This window comes from Arthrobacter sp. FW306-06-A (genome assembly GCF_021870055.1).
Lineage (GTDB): Bacteria > Actinomycetota > Actinomycetes > Actinomycetales > Micrococcaceae > Arthrobacter.
Map to the genome: position 1 here is coordinate 3,933,198 of NZ_CP084552.1, position 17,598 is coordinate 3,950,795.

At 65.5% G+C, this 17,598-nt stretch carries 18 protein-coding genes; 7 read left to right on the top strand and 11 right to left on the bottom strand.

From position 1 onward, the window contains the following. Positions 1–35: 35 nt before the first annotated feature. Positions 36–950, bottom strand: a complete 915-nt coding sequence (locus tag LFT49_RS18435; protein ID WP_237429016.1) for a hypothetical protein — start codon at positions 948–950, stop codon at positions 36–38. Positions 951–1,107: 157 nt separating this feature from the next. Here LFT49_RS18435 and LFT49_RS18440 point away from each other — a divergent pair, with 157 nt between their 5' ends. Further along, positions 1,108–1,458, top strand: coding sequence for a hypothetical protein (locus LFT49_RS18440; protein WP_236799766.1), 351 nt, complete (start codon positions 1,108–1,110; stop codon positions 1,456–1,458). Positions 1,459–1,517: 59 nt separating this feature from the next. Here LFT49_RS18440 and LFT49_RS18445 read toward each other — a convergent pair whose 3' ends face one another. Next, the gene (locus tag LFT49_RS18445; protein WP_236799767.1) at positions 1,518–2,450 is read right to left on the bottom strand and encodes a threonine/serine dehydratase; all 933 of its coding nucleotides are present in this window, start codon (positions 2,448–2,450) and stop codon (positions 1,518–1,520) included. Between the two features lie 2 nt (positions 2,451–2,452). After that, positions 2,453–2,716, bottom strand: coding sequence for a hypothetical protein (locus LFT49_RS18450; protein ID WP_237429017.1), 264 nt, complete (start codon positions 2,714–2,716; stop codon positions 2,453–2,455). Between the two features lie 224 nt (positions 2,717–2,940). Here LFT49_RS18450 and LFT49_RS18455 point away from each other — a divergent pair, with 224 nt between their 5' ends. Next, the gene (locus LFT49_RS18455) at positions 2,941–3,531 is read left to right on the top strand and encodes an AAA family ATPase (protein ID WP_237429018.1); all 591 of its coding nucleotides are present in this window, start codon (positions 2,941–2,943) and stop codon (positions 3,529–3,531) included. A gap of 78 nt (positions 3,532–3,609) precedes the next feature. Here LFT49_RS18455 and LFT49_RS18460 read toward each other — a convergent pair whose 3' ends face one another. Further along, a complete protein-coding gene (locus tag LFT49_RS18460) occupies positions 3,610–4,503 on the bottom strand; it encodes a hypothetical protein (RefSeq protein ID WP_237429019.1) in 894 nt (297 codons plus the stop codon). 146 nt (positions 4,504–4,649) lie between these two features. Here LFT49_RS18460 and LFT49_RS18465 point away from each other — a divergent pair, with 146 nt between their 5' ends. Next, a complete protein-coding gene (locus tag LFT49_RS18465; RefSeq protein WP_237429020.1) occupies positions 4,650–5,849 on the top strand; it encodes an N-acetylglucosamine-6-phosphate deacetylase in 1,200 nt (399 codons plus the stop codon). Between the two features lie 80 nt (positions 5,850–5,929). Continuing rightward, positions 5,930–7,531, top strand: coding sequence for an HNH endonuclease signature motif containing protein (locus LFT49_RS18470; RefSeq protein ID WP_237429021.1), 1,602 nt, complete (start codon positions 5,930–5,932; stop codon positions 7,529–7,531). Positions 7,532–7,695: 164 nt separating this feature from the next. On the opposite strand, the gene LFT49_RS18475 is transcribed toward LFT49_RS18470, so the two are convergent. The 3 genes from LFT49_RS18475 to LFT49_RS18485 form a co-directional block, all read right to left on the bottom strand. Further along, positions 7,696–8,589, bottom strand: a complete 894-nt coding sequence (locus LFT49_RS18475) for an MBL fold metallo-hydrolase (RefSeq protein ID WP_237429022.1) — start codon at positions 8,587–8,589, stop codon at positions 7,696–7,698. Between the two features lie 116 nt (positions 8,590–8,705). Continuing rightward, the gene (locus tag LFT49_RS18480) at positions 8,706–9,584 is read right to left on the bottom strand and encodes a Rieske 2Fe-2S domain-containing protein (RefSeq protein ID WP_237429023.1); all 879 of its coding nucleotides are present in this window, start codon (positions 9,582–9,584) and stop codon (positions 8,706–8,708) included. Positions 9,585–9,673: 89 nt separating this feature from the next. Next, the gene (locus tag LFT49_RS18485; RefSeq protein ID WP_237429024.1) at positions 9,674–9,973 is read right to left on the bottom strand and encodes a putative quinol monooxygenase; all 300 of its coding nucleotides are present in this window, start codon (positions 9,971–9,973) and stop codon (positions 9,674–9,676) included. 316 nt (positions 9,974–10,289) lie between these two features. On the opposite strand from LFT49_RS18485, the gene LFT49_RS18490 reads away from it, so the two are divergent. Further along, positions 10,290–10,763, top strand: a complete 474-nt coding sequence (locus tag LFT49_RS18490) for a hypothetical protein (protein WP_237429025.1) — start codon at positions 10,290–10,292, stop codon at positions 10,761–10,763. A gap of 65 nt (positions 10,764–10,828) precedes the next feature. On the opposite strand, the gene LFT49_RS18495 is transcribed toward LFT49_RS18490, so the two are convergent. Further along, positions 10,829–11,860 carry an Lrp/AsnC family transcriptional regulator gene (locus LFT49_RS18495; RefSeq protein WP_237429026.1) on the bottom strand — a complete coding sequence of 344 codons (1,032 nt, stop codon included), beginning with the start codon at positions 11,858–11,860 and terminating at the stop codon, positions 10,829–10,831. Positions 11,861–11,994: 134 nt separating this feature from the next. On the opposite strand from LFT49_RS18495, the gene LFT49_RS18500 reads away from it, so the two are divergent. Continuing rightward, on the top strand, positions 11,995–13,227 hold the full coding sequence (locus LFT49_RS18500; protein ID WP_237429027.1) for a M20 metallopeptidase family protein: 1,233 nt from the start codon (positions 11,995–11,997) through the stop codon (positions 13,225–13,227). 83 nt (positions 13,228–13,310) lie between these two features. Continuing rightward, positions 13,311–14,600: an MFS transporter gene (locus LFT49_RS18505; protein WP_237429028.1), complete on the top strand. Its 1,290-nt coding sequence runs from the start codon at positions 13,311–13,313 to the stop codon at positions 14,598–14,600. 77 nt (positions 14,601–14,677) lie between these two features. Here the strand turns inward: LFT49_RS18505 and LFT49_RS18510 are convergent, their stop codons facing one another. The 3 genes from LFT49_RS18510 to LFT49_RS18520 all read right to left on the bottom strand — a co-directional run bounded on the left by LFT49_RS18510 (position 14,678) and on the right by LFT49_RS18520 (position 17,550). After that, the gene (locus LFT49_RS18510) at positions 14,678–15,421 is read right to left on the bottom strand and encodes an MBL fold metallo-hydrolase (RefSeq protein ID WP_236820564.1); all 744 of its coding nucleotides are present in this window, start codon (positions 15,419–15,421) and stop codon (positions 14,678–14,680) included. Between the two features lie 100 nt (positions 15,422–15,521). Beyond that, positions 15,522–16,583: a LacI family DNA-binding transcriptional regulator gene (locus LFT49_RS18515; protein ID WP_236820565.1), complete on the bottom strand. Its 1,062-nt coding sequence runs from the start codon at positions 16,581–16,583 to the stop codon at positions 15,522–15,524. A 76-nt stretch (positions 16,584–16,659) separates the two neighbouring features. Continuing rightward, on the bottom strand, positions 16,660–17,550 hold the full coding sequence (locus LFT49_RS18520; RefSeq protein ID WP_236820566.1) for a hypothetical protein: 891 nt from the start codon (positions 17,548–17,550) through the stop codon (positions 16,660–16,662). Between the last annotated feature and the right edge of the window lie 48 nt (positions 17,551–17,598).

Genomic DNA, 17,598 nt, shown 5'->3' on the forward strand with positions numbered 1-17,598 from the left:
CAGTTCCCACTGCCAGCCAGTTTTTCTTTCACCTGCTACTTCCGGGCCGGAACCAGCACCACCTCGAACGGGCTGGGCGGCTGATTGAACTGCGCGTTGACAGCGGCAAGCGTGTTTCCGAACAGCGCCACGGTGGTGGGGACATTGAACGCATCGCTCTTGATGGTGTCCTCAACAACGCCGGAGGACAGGTCACCGGAAAGGTCCACGCGCACTATCTGGTTGAGCTGGTTCTGGACCGCCCAGAGGGTATGGCCTCGTACCAGGATGCCGTCCACGAACGGAACGTTGACCCCTTTGATGGCCGCACTCGCGCCCGTCTTTGGGTTGACTGTGTAAAGGGCGCCGTCAACAGTGTGCGCCACGATCAGCACTCGGCCCTCCCGGGCTGCGGCAATGCCGTTAAGGTTGAACCCCTGCTTGAGGTCCGCGGCCGGGCCGCTCAGCTTGAGGGTCTTAACCTTGCCCAGTTTGCCGTCCTCTCCGACGGGCAGGAAGTAGAGTTCCGCTGCGGCCGAGTTGGTAAACCAGGCGCCTTCATCGGTCAGCGTGACGTCGTTGATGAATCCCTTGGCCAGGTCGATATCGGCAACGGACCTCCCGGTGTCGGTGTTGTAGACGAAGGCCTTCCCGGTATCGGCGCCCGCCACGAACAGCAGGTCGTGGCAGGGATCAGCCTTCATCCCGGCGGCGGCGCGCCCCGCGGGTGCGTCGATGAAGCGGGTGGCGGTGCTGTCGCGGATATCGCCGCGGAAAATGTCACCGGTAGTGAGTTCCCCCGCGTAAAAAGTCTTGCCCTCCCCTGCCGCGATACCCTCGGCGGAGGTGGCGCCGTCGAGCACTATCTCCCCTGAAGGCGGCGCCGCCAAGCCCGGAAGGGCCGTGGGAAGGAGCAATGAAACAGTGGCAATGAGGCCGGCTGCGGCGCGTCGGCGTACTGTTCGGCGCATGCTGGTTCCTTAGTCTCGGCTGATGCGCACGGGGCCCATCTGCGGCGAGCTCCGCACGATTGGTGCTGCCATTTTAAGCTCGGGTATTGGGCCCGCGAAGGCATCGGGGTACCCAATCTGCTTACAATCGAACCCTCTGACCACTACCGAGGGACCCATGAAGAAATTCGCCACAGCCCTGTTTGCCGCCGGCCTCGTTGCTTCTGCCACGGCCTGCACCGCCACCCACCAACTGACCACCGCTGAAACCTGCGAGCGGATCCAGGCCGTTGTGTCGAACCCCGCCAACAACGCAGGCAAGACGGGCATGAACAACCTCGCCAACCAGATCCGCCCCATCCACGCGGTGGCCTCCGACGACCTCAAGCCCGCCCTCGCCTCGATCCTGGCGTACACGGACGAACAGGCCAAGGAGAACCCGGACAAGGACAAGCTGGCCGATCTCCAGTCCGGCTACCAGGAAGCCGGCGCAACCTACAGCAAGTTCTGCGGCCAGGCGGGCGGCTAAGAGCTTGGACGAAAGGGCCGGCCACCTGTCCAGGTGGCCGGTCCTTTTTGTTGATGGCCCTAGAGCGTGGCGGGGTCCGTGTTGGCGCCGCACAGGATGACGGCGACGCGTTCATCCTCCGCCGGCACGTACGCTCCGGACGCCAGCGCCGCGAAGGCGGCCGCCGCTCCATGTTCCACCACAATGCGGTAGTCGTTCCACAGCGCTGAACGTGCGGCGACAATTTGTTCGTCCGTTACCAGGACGCTTACGACGCCGCAGCGGACCGCGACGGAGAATCCGATGTCGCCTACCCGCCGGGCTCCCAGGGAGTCCGCGGCAATGCCCGAAACAGCCACGTCCACCGGTTGGCCGGCCGCGAGGGCGGCGTGCAGGGTGGGCGCACTTTCCGGTTCCACCGCCACCACTTTGGCGGACCCTTCGACGGCGGCCGCCACTCCCGCCATCAGCCCGCCGCCGCCCGCGGCCACCAGGACTGTATCGATGTCCGGCAACTGTTCCAGCAGCTCGGAGCCCACGGTTCCGGCGCCGGCAGCTATTTCGGGCTGGTCATACGCGTGGCAGTAGACGGCGCCGGTTTCCTCTGCATGGGCCACGGCGGCCTGGTAGGCGGCGGCGTACTCGGCGCCGCCCTGGACCACGCTGGCTCCGATGGCCCTCAGCTTGGCCACCTTGACGGCCGGCGCGGCTTCGGGAACGAACACGGTGGCCGGCACCCCGAGTTGTTTCGCCGCATAGGCGTTGGCCAGTCCGGCGTTTCCGCCGGAGGCCACCACAATTCCCACATCCGCGCGCAGTTCCCCGCGCTCCTTGCTGGCCAGGATGCGGTTGATCGCACCGCGGGCCTTGAACGTGCCGGTGTGCTGCATGAACTCGCACTTGAACCAGACCTCGCCCTTGAACACTCCGGGGTCTGCCTGCAGCACGGGTGTCCTGCGGATCAGGCCCGCTGTCCGGCGTGCCGCCTGCTCTATATCGGCGTGGCTGATCATGCCTAGACTTCGTCGTCCCAGGTTCCCTGGTCCTTGAGGGCGTCCTCCGGCTCGGGTTCCCGCGCCGCTTCTTCGCCGCCAACATAGGACGCCGGAACGGTTCCGGCGGCATGGGTCTGCTGTTCCTCCCGGATGTTTTCCGCGCCCGCCTGTTCCAGGTGCTGGCCCGACACAGGTGCCTTTGTGGCCTGGTCCTTGGCCTCATCCGGGTCGCCTGGGCCGCGGAGGTCTGCGGTGTTCTGGGGATCGTCGCTGGAAACGGTCATGGTCCTGCCTTTCACCTGGGAACTGCCTGCTGTGGAACTGCTGTTGCGGAACTGCTGTTCCGGGCCAGGGAGGACCCCTGTCCGGACTCCAGCCTACGGGCTGAAGGTATTCCTTCGTCCGCCCCAGTCCTATTGAGCGCCCGCGTCCCCCGGCTGTGAGATGCATCCCGTGGGGGACTCTCCGGCCGCCTCCAGCGTTGAACGGAACAGCGGGAGGAGGCCGGATGATCATTGTGCTGACGGGCATCGACGGGTCGGGGAAGTCGACGGCGGCACGCGCCTTGGTTGCAGCCGTGCGCGCCGGTGGCGGCCGGGCCATGCTGGTGAGCAACCATGCTGGACGCCGCGTCATGTCTTTGGCCGCGGCCAAGCTGGGAGTGCGGCTGCCCGATCAGCTGGTTGACGCCGTCGAAACCGTCCTCCGGGTGGGCAACGTGCTGCTCTCGCACCTGCGCGCCAGCCGGTTCGATGGATTGGTGGTCATGGACCGGCACCTTCACTGCCAACTGGCACTGCGCCGCGCGAAAGGGTTGCCCCGGGGACGGTTCCTTCCCTGGCTGTTGGCCCGGCTGCCGCAGCCAAACGCCATTCTTCACTTGGATCTTGACCATGCCGAAGCACACCGCCGGATCACTGCCCGCGGAACGGATTCCGAGACCCTTGATGACCTCGCAGCTTTCCGCAGCGGGTACCGCGAACTGCCGGAGTTCGCGGGCTTTGTGCAGATCGACGCGTCACGTACGGCGGACGAGGTTGCGGCCGACTTGGACGCGCGGCTGGTCTTCTTACGGCTGTTTGGCCGTTGGCCAGCCTAGAAAAAATGCGGATACAGAACGTGCGGGCCAGGACCAGGGGGTCCCGACCCGCACACGCTGATACTGAGAAGGTGCCTGCTACCGCGAAGCAGCCGGGGAGGCCGACGACGAGGCGCCGCTGCCGGATGACATCGTCGACGAAGAGGTCGGCGAGGCCGTCGACGAGGCTGAGCTGCTCGGCGAGGACATGCTTCCCGAACCGGACGAGCTGGTGGAGGTGGAGGTGGCGCTGGAAGTTGCGCCGCCGCTCTCGGCCTTCTTCAGCACGTCGTTGATGAGACCCTCAAGTTCCTTCTGGTCCTTGTCACCCAGGTCAGAGCCGCTCTTGGTGGCGACCACCAACAGCCGGCCCTGGGCAGCGGACACCTGCATCAGCTTCTGCTGGTTGTCACCGCTGCGGGTGCTGACCGTGGCGAAGGTCTTCTCCGCGTCCGTATCCGCCTGCAGTTTCTCGCTGGAAACGTCGTACTTCTGTCCCAACGCGGAGACCGAGAACTTGGCGCACTGGTCCATCTTGTCGCTGATGTCAGTCAGTGTCTTGACAGCATCCGGGCCGTTGCTGCCGGACTGGGCGGACAGCGTTCGCGGCTGGTTGCCTTCGGAAAGCGCCACGGCTACGTCACCGTTTTCCACCTTGTCCAGCAGGCCCGCGGTGGCAATATCCTTGCACTCCTTGGGATCAATGGTCGCCGTGCTCATGAGCAGATTGGCGATATTGCCACCCTGGTTCACCTGTTCCTTGGAGTACAGCTTGAGCTCGTTGCCGTCCGCGTCCTTCATGCCGGAGATGAGGTCACGGAGCTGATCTTCCGAATAGACCTTGGCCTCGGCCGTCTTGCTGGCAGACGCCGACGCCGAAGCCGACGTGCTTGCCGTGCCCGAGGGGCTGGCGGTACCGCCGCCTCCTCCCGAGCAGCCGGCCAACGCCAGCATCGCAGCAGCAACCACTCCAAGCGCAGAAACTTTTCGCATTAGGTTCAACCTCCGAAATAGACAGCATGCTTAGTACTTCCACTGTAGATGTTCCCATTGGGAGGGCGAAATAACGGGGCGCGATTTTTTGCCCGAGTGCGCGTTCGGGCCCTGTGACATAATCCGTGGCGGGAGGCGGGTGCACCATGAGCAGCGAATTGACCCTCCGCGGGCGGATTGTCACCGCCGCCTTGGACATACCGGACGGGGTTGTAGCGGTCGACGGCGGCCTGGTTGCCTTCGCGGGGCCAGCATCGGAATTTTCCGGGGTTCTTCCAGAAAACGGGCCTGGCGGCCGGGTTCTCGTGCCGGGCCTGGTGGACCTGCACTGCCACGGGGCCTATGGTTCGGACTTCTCAGAGGGCGACCTGGACGGTGTATCCCGGGCAGCCCGCTACCTGCACAGCCGCGGCACCACCACCCTGCTCGCCAGTCTTGTTACCGGGAAACCCCAGGACCTGATCCGCAACCTGCGCGTGCTGAGGGAGCTGAGCGAGCAGGGCTTGGTTGCAGGCTCCCATCTGGAAGGTCCTTTCCTCTCTACCCAGCAGTGCGGCGCCCACGACCCTGACCTGTTGACGGACCCGGATCCTGCTTTGCTGATCCAACTGCTGGCAGCGGCAGGGTCCTCACTCACATCCATGACGCTGGCAGCAGAACTCCCGGGTGCCTCCAGCTTGGTCGACCAGCTCAGTACCCGCGGCGTTGTCCCGTCCCTGGGCCACACCGCTGCTGACCATACGACGGCGGCTGCTTTCCTTGAGCGCGCGGGCGCCGGGTTGCGTTCTGCGGCTGACAGTCACGGCAGGATCCGGCCCACCGTGACACACCTTTTCAATGCGATGCCCCCGCTGCACCACCGCGCCCCCGGCCCCGTCTCGGCCAGCCTCAGCTTGGCACGGGCCGGCAAAGCAGTTTTGGAGCTTATCGCCGACGGCGTGCACCTGGCACCAGAGACGGTGAAGCTGGTGTTCGACCTTGTTGGAGCGGGCAATATTGCCCTGGTGACCGATGCCATGGCCGCAACCGGCTTGGAGGATGGGCAGTATCGGTTGGGGTCGCTCCAAGTAACCGTGAGCGGCGGGGTGGCGCGCGTGGATGGTACGGGTGCCATCGCCGGCGGTACCGCCACCCTAATGGACGTAGTCCGGGCTACCGTCGCCGCAGGTGTCCCCCTTCAGGATGCCGTGACGTCCGCTTCCGCTGTCCCGGCATCCGTGCTGGGCCTTTCGGCAAAAGCAGGGGACCTCCGCCCCGGGATGCCCGCGGACATCGTGATGCTTGGCCAGGATCTGCAGGTGGCCGGGGTGCTGCGTGGGGGTGAGTGGGTGCATCCGATCGGGTGAACTGAGTGAGCTTCCTCGTAGCTGTCCTCCCTCATTGCCTCGCAACCCAAATTGTCGGACCCCTGTTGGATGATTCTTCTATGGCAAGCAGCAGCGGTGTCGGAGCAGGTGTGCAGGGTGTTCAAGCCTCTGTGGCTGCCCTTGATGCGCTGGACGCCATAAGTGTGCTGGACCGGGAGGATGCGTTCCTGGCTTCCGGGGTTGCTGTTGGTTCGGGCGCTGCTCTCGGTTCCGGCGTTGGTGTTGGTCCGGGTGTCGATGTGCTGCAGCGGCGGTACGAGATCCGGCTGGAACGGCTCGAACTCGCAGCCCGCCTGGAAGCGCAGCTTGCCGCCATGAAGGCGCGGGATGCAGCCGAGGCGATCGGGTTCCAGCAGGCCATGACCCCGCCCGACGCGTCGGTGCAGGACCGTACCTACGCCGAGATGTCCGTGGTGGAGGAGATCGCAGGGGTCCTGACCATCAGCTCCGCCGCCGCAGGTGCTCTGGTGGAACAGTCCCGGACGATCTGCTCCCTCCCACCGGTGTTCCAGGCCCTGGCCACCGGGGCCATGTCCTGGCAGCACGCAAGGGTAATCGCCGATGAAACCGAGGGCCTCGATCCGGCCGGTGCTGCCGCGCTGGTGGCGCACTTCTTCGACCCCGACGCACCCCACCCCGGCCGCGGCGCAGCCCCGGGCGAACTCGTCCCCTCCCGGTTCCGGGCCAAAGTCCGTAACTGGCGCGAACGCCACCACCCCGAGACACTGCAGAAACGCCACGCCAAAGGGGTGGCGGACCGGCGGATGGAATACACCCCGGACCGGGACGGCATGGCCTGGGTCTCGCTCTACCTCCCCGGCGACACCGCCTGCGCCATCTGGAACCGCACCACCGCCACCGCCCGCGGCCTCCAGGGCCCCAACGAACCACGCACCATCACCCAACTCCGCCCCGACATCGCAGCATCCCTGCTCCTTGGATCAGCGAGCGAACCGGGCAAGGTCCCCACCCCGCGGGCGGACGTCCTGGTCACGGTGCCGGTGTTCTCCCTGCTCGGACTCACGGAGGAACCCGCCATGCTCGACGGGCTCGGACCCATCCCGGCATCCACCGCACGCAAACTGGTCGCCGACGGCGCGGACTCCTTCTACCGCGTCCTGGTCGACCCGAGGGACGGGGCACCCTTGGAGATCGGCCGGAAGAACTACCGGCTCACCGAAACCATCAAACGCTGGATCAGGATGCGCGACGGCAAGTGCACCTTCCCCGGCTGCACCAACCGCACCCCGGAAAACGAAACCGACCACCTGAAAGCCTGGGGATGTGGCGGACCCACCGGGGCCGGCAACCTGGCACAACTGTGCCCGAAACACCACCGGCTCAAACACCACACCCAATGGACACCAGACCCGGCCACCAACAACGAATCACCCGGCTGGACCTCGCCCACCGGCCGCCACTACAAACCCGAACACCCCCACCCAGAACCCACACACTGGCCGCAATGGCTCACGCCCACCGAATACCAGTGCCTCGATGCCAGGTGTGCAAATGCCAATGCCAGGTGTGTGGATGCCAGCCCGGAAGACCTCCCACTGTGGGAGCCCGACGACGACTCACTCATAGACCCCGATGATCTCGCACCGGATGATCCGCTGTGGGCCGAACTCCTTGCATCGCCCTTCGCTCTGTCCACGTGATGCAGCCCTGCCCAAATGATGCTGCCCTGCACAGCATGAAGCCGGCATACCCCTCAGCGAAAGCCCTAATGCCCCCACGTAAAATTGACCGCAGCAAACCCCCACGGGACTTCCCCATTAGGCAGCTTTGGGGCGCTACGGTTTAGTCAGCTTTGAGCTCCGGTTCATGCAGCTTTGGGCGCTCCGCCGGTGCGGCGTCGGCGTACCAGCCGTTGTGCCTGCTCCTTCGTGGCCATGGCGCGGAGCCGGGGAACGACCCCCATGGCAAGGGGCTGCCCGTGACCGGGCGCCAGCAAGCGGGGGCCCAACTCCGCCAATCGCGAGACTGATTCCAAGGACATCTTCCAGTTCCAGGTGGTGTACCAGGGCGGGCCGGACAAATCAGGTGATGCCAGCAGGACTCCGCGCAGCGAGTTCAAGTTCACCGTCACCACCGCATCTCCAGTCATCAGGAGGCCGTCCCTGGAGCGCCAGTAGGCGACATGTCCGGGTGTGTGACCAGGGGTCGGAACGGCAGCCCAATCTGGCAGACCGGGAACTTCCCCGCTGCGCGGAAGTCCTTGCACCACGTCGGAGATGTCGTTTGCCGCTTCCATGCGTCGGCGGGCACGAGTCGGCAATGACCACAGGAACGGGGCAACCAGCCAGCGGTCCAGCGGCATCGAGAATTCGGGAATGTAGCGCCCGGCAGCCATTGGCAGCTCAGCCTGATGGACGTACACCGGGATGTTCCAAGAGCGCGCCAGTGCACCGGCGGCACCTGAGTGGTCCGGGTGGATATGCGTCAGGAAAATGGCAGCCGGCGCGTTCCCGGCTCCGAGCATCTTTTCCACAGCACCGAGAACGGCTCTTGCACTGCCGGCCCACCCGCAGTCAACCATTACCCAGCCGGAACCCGAACGGACAAGGTAGAGGTTTGCGGCCCTAGGCCCCGTACCGGCGGTCATGAGCACCACGCCGGAGGCAATCTCCCGCGGTTCCGAAACCCGCATCACCGTGGCATCACACCGCTGGAAATGAGGGGACGGGTGGAGCACAGGCGTGCGAAAGATCGACATGCACAAGATTCGCCCTTGCACCGCAGCGGTGACCGGTCGGACAGTTGCACCACTGGACCTCGCATGCACCCAGTTTTCCGCCGCCCTATCTTGCCCAGTAGGGCCGAACGGCCTTTCTAGCCGTCCGCCCCGGGCAGGCACACCTCCACAAGCTCTCCACTGACGCGCGTCTCGAAAAGAGGCTGCCGGGAAGTTGCCGGCCCCGCCTTCACCTCTCCGGTGCGCAGCGAGAAAGTGCTCCGGTGCCATGGGCAGACGACGCACGGGTCGCCGTCGTCGTCCTTGATCTTTCCTTCGTGAAGCGGTCCGGAAAGATGGCTGCAGACGTCGGACAGTACGTTGACGGTGTCGCCCTCGCGGTGTACCAACAGCGGGATGCCGGCCACCTCGCGCTTGTGCAGGCCACCCTCAGGCAGCTCCGCCAACGGCGCCAACGGGTGCCAGCCGGAGGGGAAACGGTGCGGGACGTCCTCACTGTGGTTCACGCCGGCGGCCTGGCGGTAGGAAAGGTGGCCGCCAAGGAAACCGCCAGCGCCCACAGTGGCAAGCCCAAGATAGGCAAGAACCTTGCCGCTGCCCTGGCTGCCCCTGGCCCGTTGGATAAGTGATGCGATGTAAAGGCTCGTTGCCGTCACATTGGCCGCTGCATGCACCAGGCCAACCCGTTGCTGTTGCGGGTGCAGCTGGGACCAGTCCGTGAACCCGGCGAGCGCAGACGGAAGCACGCTGGCAGTTCCCACTCCGATCAACAGGCTTGCCGCTTTTTCAGCCCCTGGAACCGCGTCGAGGACACCGGCTGACACCCAGGCGCCGAGCGGGACCTGGACGGCAAGGGGATGCACGGGGTGTCCGATGGGAACGCCATGCAGGATGTCGCGGGCCCACTGAGGTTTGATGACCTTTTTGACGGCCTTCCTGACGCTCTTGGCCAGCGGGTCAAGCCATTCGGCGTCCTCAAGGCGGGTGACAAGCTCAAGTGCAGGCAACGGTTTCATGTGACGTCCCTTACCCCGATCAGGCCCGTCCACTCATCACGGAACATCCTGTTTTGGCAAAGCCGAAGGGTCGCTGCTCGAGGCAAAACTCACCGCAGTGGCGATCCCAGGACAGTGAACCGATGGCCGCCCATCTCCCCGGACAGAAGCGGTGTGGCCTCCGCTATCGCCGCGCGGGTGCTGTCGAGTTGCAGTGAGGCCTGGTGCGCCTCTGCGGACTCCCAGAGTTCGGAAACGAACACCGTGTCCGGCACGTCATCGTTGATGCCCACCTCATAGAGCAAGCAACCGGCTTCCCGCATCTCCGGCTTGGGCCGAAGCAGGATGGCAACGAGGGCATCGCGCTGCCCCGGCTTGGTACCAAGGGTTCCCACATTCGCAAATGTCATGGAAACAGTGTGCGGCACGGCCGCGACAAGCGGCGGCCCGTTCCGCCTACCCACGGGAAAACCCCGCACAAGCAGGGTAGGTGCTCCCCTAGTACGCCCCCAAAGCGCGGGCGGAAGATTAAACGACCGGATAACCGCGCGAACATCAAGCGGAAGGATCCGGAGTCGAAGCCACCCGCTTCGGCGGGCGAGCTGTCTGAAATGGGACGGGCAGGCACGGGGCCGCCACACCGGTTTTACAACATGCTCATCAGTCGCGACGGTTCTGAAGGCTGCCCGCAAAGGTGAATCACACCCCTTTGAGGAGCAACGAAAAATGTCCAACACTGGAACAAACCGCCCAACCAAGGCACGGACGGCCCTGGTTCCGTTGGTTTCACTGGGCCTGCTCGGGGTTTCCCTGGCAATGGCCGCACCCGCCAACGCGGAGACAAGCCGTAACGGCTGTACCGTCAACCCCCTGGATCCAAAGGATCTCCGCGGGAACGACGTCGACTTCAGGATCACAGTGGATTGCAACGGCCAAAAGACCGTCGAGATCCGCCAGCGGATCTATGAAGACGAGCGCCACCACGATGACCTCCTCGTCAAACGACAGTTCACAGAGGAATTTGGCCGCCATGACGACGCGAGGACCGTTCACTACTTTGTCGATGTTCGCAACCATGACCGCAAGGGCGAAAAGGTCTACCAACTCGTCTCATTCCGGGTGGAAAACCACGGCGGCCATTGGTCGGACTGGACCCCATGGGAGAAGAGCGCCGTAGTGGAAGTGCACGGCGGCAAATAGACCTTCCAGGTCCACAGTGGGGAACCAGGGGTTAGGCTCCTGGTTCCCCACTTTGTCGCCCCGTTTCAGTCCGCGGCACCAAGGTTTCCGGCATGGACGACGGCGCCACTCGCCGTCGTGTCTTCCTTCAGCATCCAGCCCACGCGCTTCACGGTCCGGAGCATGACCACGCTCTCCACCAGGTCAAGGCCCGGCACCTTCTGCTGCAGGGCGAGCTCCGCCGTCATCACATCCGCCAGGGACTGCAGCCACATGATGATCACAAAGTTGGTGGGACCTGTGGTGGAAGCGCTGAGCCTGACATTGCTGATGGTGCGGATCGCGGCCGCCGCCTCCTCGTGCTGGCCGGCCGGGACCTTCGCGAACCACTGGCAGGTGACCGGGTAGGCCGAGTAGCCCTGTGCGATTTCGCACCGGAACAGGAGAATTCCGCTGGCCAGTACCCGGTTGAGCTGCCGTTGCACCGTGGCCGGATGCCGCCCCAGTTCACGGGCTATATCAGCCGCGGTTGCCCGGCCGTCACGGGCCAGGAACGGCAGCAGGTCCAGGTGGCTTTCGGGTAGCCGGGCGGCCGCAGCGGCCGCTTGTTTTGCCTCGTTGGCGCGTTGCTGGGCGAGTGTCCGCAGTGTGGCCAGTTGGGTCTTATCGAGGATGTTCAGCCGCCACTCATCCGCACTGGCATGAAGCCTGGTGCACAGGGAGGTCTGGTACTTCGTCAACCCCTCGATGGTCTTGAGGCGGGACGCCACACGGCTGCTGTAATCAGCCAAAGAACCGGTGATGACTGTGAGCATCAGGTCCCGGTTGCTCGCAGCTTCCTCCACGGTGACAATCTCCGGAATGCCGGCAATCTGCTCGGTAACACTGCCCCTGAGGTTCATGTCGCAATCCACGGCCACAAACGCAAGGAGCATCTGCTTCGGGTCTCCGGCCAGGTGCGCAGTCACCCACGCTGCCCCGCTGGACTTCAGTCGTTCCCAGCGGGCGGCCAGAGTGGTTGCGTGCACACCGAGCACCTTGGCGGCGTCCGCCCAGCCAAGCCTCGGCGAGCTCTGCAGGACCTGGATCAGGGCCAGGTCTTCCTCACTAAGTTCCACGCGCCCCGCTCCTCTCTTGCACGCTTTCTGCGCAGGAGCAGGACTGAAAGTATATTTCCTGCGCTTTCGAAAAATGTGAACCAGACCACTTCAGAATAGTGGACAAGCCCACCGCCGACGCACAGGAGTGCTTCATGACGATTACCGCCGATGCCCTTGACCTCCAGGAAGACCTGGTCCGCCTGCGCCATGAACTCCACCGGCAGCCGGAAATCGGCTTGCACCTTCCCCGGACGCAGGAACGCGTCCTGCAGGCCCTGGATGGCCTGCCCTTCGAGATCACCCTGGGCAAGGAGACGACGTCGGTCACGGCAGTGCTGCGCGGAGGCGCCGGTTCCACTTCGGGCGAGGACGCAAAGCCCCGCCCTGCCGTCCTCCTCCGCGCCGACATGGACGGGTTGCCCGTCCAGGAGAAAAGCGGAGTGGACTTCACTTCACAGGCTGACGGCGCCATGCATGCCTGCGGCCACGACCTGCACACCTCAATGCTCGCCGGGGCCGCCACCCTCCTGGCCGAGAAGAGGCACCAACTCAACGGCGACGTCGTCCTGATGTTCCAGCCCGGCGAGGAAGGCTTCGACGGCGCCAGCTACATGCTCCGCGAAGGCGTTTTGGATGCCGCCGGCACCCGGGTCAGCGCGGCCTACGGCATGCACGTGTTCTCCTCACTCGAGCCGCACGGCACGTTCTGCACAAAGCCCGGCGTCATGCTCAGCGCCTCCGACGGCCTGGAAGTCACGGTGCTCGGCGCCGGCGGCCACGGCTCCGCCCCGCACTCCGCAAAGGACCCGGTCACCGTTGCCGCGGAGATGGTGACGGCCCTGCAGGTGATGGTCACCCGGCAGTTCAACATGTTCGATCCCGTGGTCCTGTCCGTGGGCGTACTGCACGCCGGCACCAAGCGGAACGTCATCCCGGAGTCGGCCCGCATCGAGGCCACTATCCGGACGTTCTCAGAGGCCTCGCGCCTGAAGATGATGGACGCGGTCCCGCGCCTGCTCAAGGGGATCGCCGCCGCGCACGGGGTGGAGGTCGCCGTCGACTACCTGCAGGAGTACCCCCTCACCATCACCAGCGAGGACGAAACCCACACCGCAGAGAAGGTGATCACCGAACTCTTCGGCGAGCGCCGCCTCTCCCGCTGGGCCACCCCGCTCAGCGGCTCGGAGGACTTCTCCCGGGTACTGGCCGAGGTGCCCGGCACCTTCGTGGGGCTCAGCGCCGTCGCACCCGGCGACGACCACGACGCCTCGCCGTTCAACCACTCACCGTACGCAACGTTCGACGACGGCGTGCTGGCTGACGGGGCCGCACTCTATGCGGAACTCGCCATCTCACGCCTGGCCGCCCTCGCCAACGCCTCCTAAAGAGCCCCCTAAAGAACTCAGCACCCCAAGAAATCGGCAGCAGCGCCGCTGCCCCTCCAGACCAACCGACCAGGAAGAACACCATGTCAGTTGCAGCAACCAAGTCCAGGACCGGCCGCATGTCCACCGCCAAGACCGTCGTCGGCACCGGCATCGGCAACGCCGTCGAGTGGTACGACTGGGCCATCTACGCCACCTTCACCCCGTTCATCGCCAGCCAACTCTTCAGCAAGGAAGACCCGGCGTCGGCGGTGCTGTCCACCTTGGCGATCTTCGCCGTCGGCTTTGTGGCCCGGCCGTTTGGCGGCTTCCTCTTTGGCTGGATCGGCGACCGGATCGGCCGCAAGTCCTCAATGACCCTCGCCGTGGGCCTCGCCTCGCTGGGCAGCCTGATGATCGGCATCGCACCCACCTTCGCCAGCGTCGGCGCGTTCGCCTCCCTGATGCTGCTGGCGGCCCGGCTGGTCCAGGGCCTGGCGCACGGTGGTGAGCTGCCGTCGTCGCAGACGTACCTGTCCGAGATGGCACCCAGGGAGCACCGAGGCTTTTGGGCCACCCTTATTTACACCTCCGGAACGGTGGGCATCCTGTTCGGCACGCTGCTGGGGGCCGTGCTCAACATGGCATTGAGCACCGAGGCGATGAACGCCTGGGGCTGGCGCATTCCGTTCCTGATCGGCGCCGCGATGGGCTTGTATGCGCTGATCATGCGGTCCCGGCTGCACGAAACCGAGGCCTTCCAGGGTGAGGCTGCCACCGAGAAGCGCGCTGCGATCTGGCCGCAGGTTGTCCGCTACCGCAAGCAGGCCCTGCAGGTGATCGGGCTGACGGTGGGCCTCACGGTGATCTACTACATCTGGGGCGTGGTGGCACCGAGCTACGCCACCACCGCACTGAAGATCGACCGGGGCGAAGCATTGTGGGCCGGCGTCGTGGCCAACATCGTGTTCATCGCCGCCCTGCCCGTCTGGGGCAAGCTGTCTGACCGGATCGGCCGCAAGAAAGTCCTCTGGGCCGGCGCCATCGGCTCGGCGGTACTGCACTTCCCCATGACCTGGCTGCTGAAGGACTCAGCCTGGCAGCTGGCCGTGAGCATGTCCGTGATGCTGGTGTTCATCGCCGCGTGTGCAGCCATCGTCCCGGCCGTTTACGCCGAGCTGTTCCCGACGTCGATCCGTACCGTGGGTGTGGGCGTTCCCTACTCCATCTGCGTGGCGCTGTTCGGCGGGACGGCCCCGTACCTGCAGCAGTGGCTCGGCTCCTCGCTGGGCGCGCCGCAGGTGTTCAACGTGTACGCAGTGCTGCTGCTCGTGGTCAGCGCGGCGTTCGTCTTCACCATCCCCGAGACCAAGGGCAAGGACCTGACGCACTAGGTTTGGTAGTCGAACGGTCCCCGGCGCGTGTGGCTGCGCCGGGGACCTTTTCGTTCCCGCCTGGGACCCGGCTCCGGTCAGTGCGCGCCGATCCGGCGTGCCTCACGGACCGCCGCTTCCGCTCCCTCTTTCCAGGGCATACCGTGGCCGGGCAGCAGCGTGGTTGCTCCCGTTGCCGCAATGGCCTCCAACGATGCCAGCGCCTGCCCCGTGTCCTTGGTGGCGGCCGATGCCACAATCTGCGGGCCGGCCTGGCCGGTGTAGGGGTCGAGCGTCACCAGGGCGTCGCCGGTCAGCAGGACGCCCCGGTCCGGCAGGTGCAGGATGCAGTGTCCGTCGGTGTGCCCGGGAGTATGGACGACGTCAGGACGGCCGGTGACAGCGTCAGCCACCCCGGTGCCCAGCGGCTTGGTATCGGAGATGCCTTTGACGGCCAGGGCTCCGGCTGCCGCCATCCGGCTAAGTGCCGGCAGCGACTTGGGATGGGTGAAGGGGTAGAGGAAGCGGTTGCGCTGCGGCTTATAGCGGTAGGGGTGCGCCGCCAGGCGGGCGTCCTCCGCGTGGACCAGGACCGGGATCCCCCATTGCTTGTGTGCCCGCAGGGCAAAGCCAACGTGGTCGAAGTGCCCGTGGGTGAGGACCAGCGCCTTGACGTCCTGCGGGCGCCGGTTCCGTTCCTCCAGGAGCTGCGTGAGCATGGGCCACATGCTGGGCAGCCCGGCATCCACCAGGGTCACGCCGTGGTCGTCCTCAATCACATAGCAGTTGACGTTGGCGTGGGTTATCAGGTGGACACCGTCTGCGACGTTGGGGATAAGCATGAAAGGAAAGTACCCAGGAACCATGCACCTAACGCCGTGAGGGCATGGGAACCGGTGCCGGAGTAGTCGGGGACGCCTTCGCGGTCCTGGACGGGAGGAGCTAGGTTGTTTGACTTGGAGGGGCTGCGACGGAATCCCGGGCCATCAGTGTGCAGTCCACCATGGCCGGTTGCGCTGCAAGCAAGGAAAGGTCGCTCTTCGCCTCAACGGCGTCAATCAGGAGCCTGGCTGCCAAGGCAGCCATTCCGTGATGTGGCGTTTCCACAGTGGTCAGGGCCGGATAGAGGCTGTCCGCGACCAACCCCTGGTCAGCGAAGCCAATGACGGAAAGGTCACCGGGAATGGAAAGTCCCAACTCGGCGGCCCCACGGTAGGCGCCCATCGCCATCAGGTCGTTGTGGCAAAACAGTGCCGTTGGCATATCGGCGCGGTCTTCACCTGACAGGATGCGCCGGGCCGCGAAGTAGCCGCCCTGCACGTTGGGGACCCCTGACTCCACAGGTGCCGTGCCGCCGTCGAGCCCTGCTTCGTCAAGCGCGGCCCGGAAGGACTGCACCAGTCGGCGGGTTGAGGGAACATCACCGGCGTTGTGGATGAAGGCCACGCGCGTGTGGCCCGCGCCAACAAGAGCGTGCAGGGCGCGGCGTACACCACCTTCCGCATCCGGCACCACCGCGGGGACTTTTGGTTCCCCCATCTCGCAGCCGACCAGGACGGCGGGCACGCTGCCCAAGTTCGCCGGGAACTCCACCTTTCGGTAATCAGCGGTGGCGTAAAGGATGCCATCCACGCGGCGGTTCAGGAGCGCGCCGACGTCGGCCTGTCGGGATTCAAGGTTGGCCGCACCTGACGCGTTGATGATCAGAAGGTTGTACCCCCGGGCCTTGGCGGCCTCCTCCGCCCCCACGATGATCCTGCCTGTGTGGGGCGTGCTGGCCATGTCCTCGCAGACCAGACCCAGCATGCCGGTCCGCTGGGTCCGCAGGGCCTGGGCCAGCCGGTTTGGCCCATACCCCAACTGCTCCGCCGCGGACCGCACCTTCTTGCGGGTTTCCGGACTGACCCTGGCGTACGGCACGTCGTTCAGGACATGGGAAACCGTGGTGACGGACACGCCTGCGGCCACTGCCACGTCCCTGATGCCGATTGTCCTGCTGCTCACCTGTGTCCCACCCACCTTTTGGGCTCTAGGGTATCGGCCCTGACGTCCCTGATGCCCGGGAAGGCAAGCACAAAGGTCAGGCCTGCGGCAGCACCAGCAGGTAGCCGGCGGGCAGGGCGCTGCTCCACCGCCGGGGCTCACGGACCACAAACTGGGTAGCAAGTTGTTCGGGGCTCAGCAGAGCATTGGGCGCGGGCGACGGTCCCCACTGGCCGCTCCCGTAGGGGTACAGCGGATCAAGGACGTGGACACCGGTTACCGAGAAGTCCGCGAACTGCCGGGGGTCCCCCACCGACTCGAAACCGCTCATCACCCAGGCATGCCGGCCGCTCCACATCACCAGCCCAACAGGCCGCCCCGTTTCGGTGATGGCACGGGCCGCCGTCCGCAGTGCTTCCTGGTAGTCGGGAATGCTTACGACGCCGTACGGCCCCATTCCTGACAACGTCAGGACCTGCGCCCAGCCGAACGGGTTGGCACCGTTGAACGAATCGGACGAACGGGCACGCGCCATTTCCCACAGCTCGTTCTGCTGTGCCCGGTCAGCCCAGGTTCCGCCGCCGGTGTCGTCGATGAGGTTGTGCGCCATCTGAATGCTCGCGGCCACACACCAGTCGAAGGTGTACTGCGGCACGAAATCCCCCTCCCGGTACAGGTTGAGGGCGAACGGCTGCGGCGCCGCGGCTGGAGCTGGAGCCGGGGCTGGAGCTGGAGCTGGAGGGGCTGCCGGACTCGGAGCCGGTTCTGCAGGCGCTGCCGGGATGGGGGCCGGCGGAGGTGCCAGGGCGGTACTGGCTGCGGATGCATCGGGACCGGCAGAGGACTCCGTAGAAGCATCCGCAGATGCAGCAGCCGGTGAGGCGGGAGCACTCGACGCCTCCCGGAGATCCGCCACCGTCGTGCAGCCGGAAAGGAATCCGGCCACGGCAACGAGCCAGGCCAGAAGACGGAGGCGGGCGCCGGTCATGATCGCTCCAATTCGTTTCCGCAGAACGGACTTACGTCATCCCAGTCT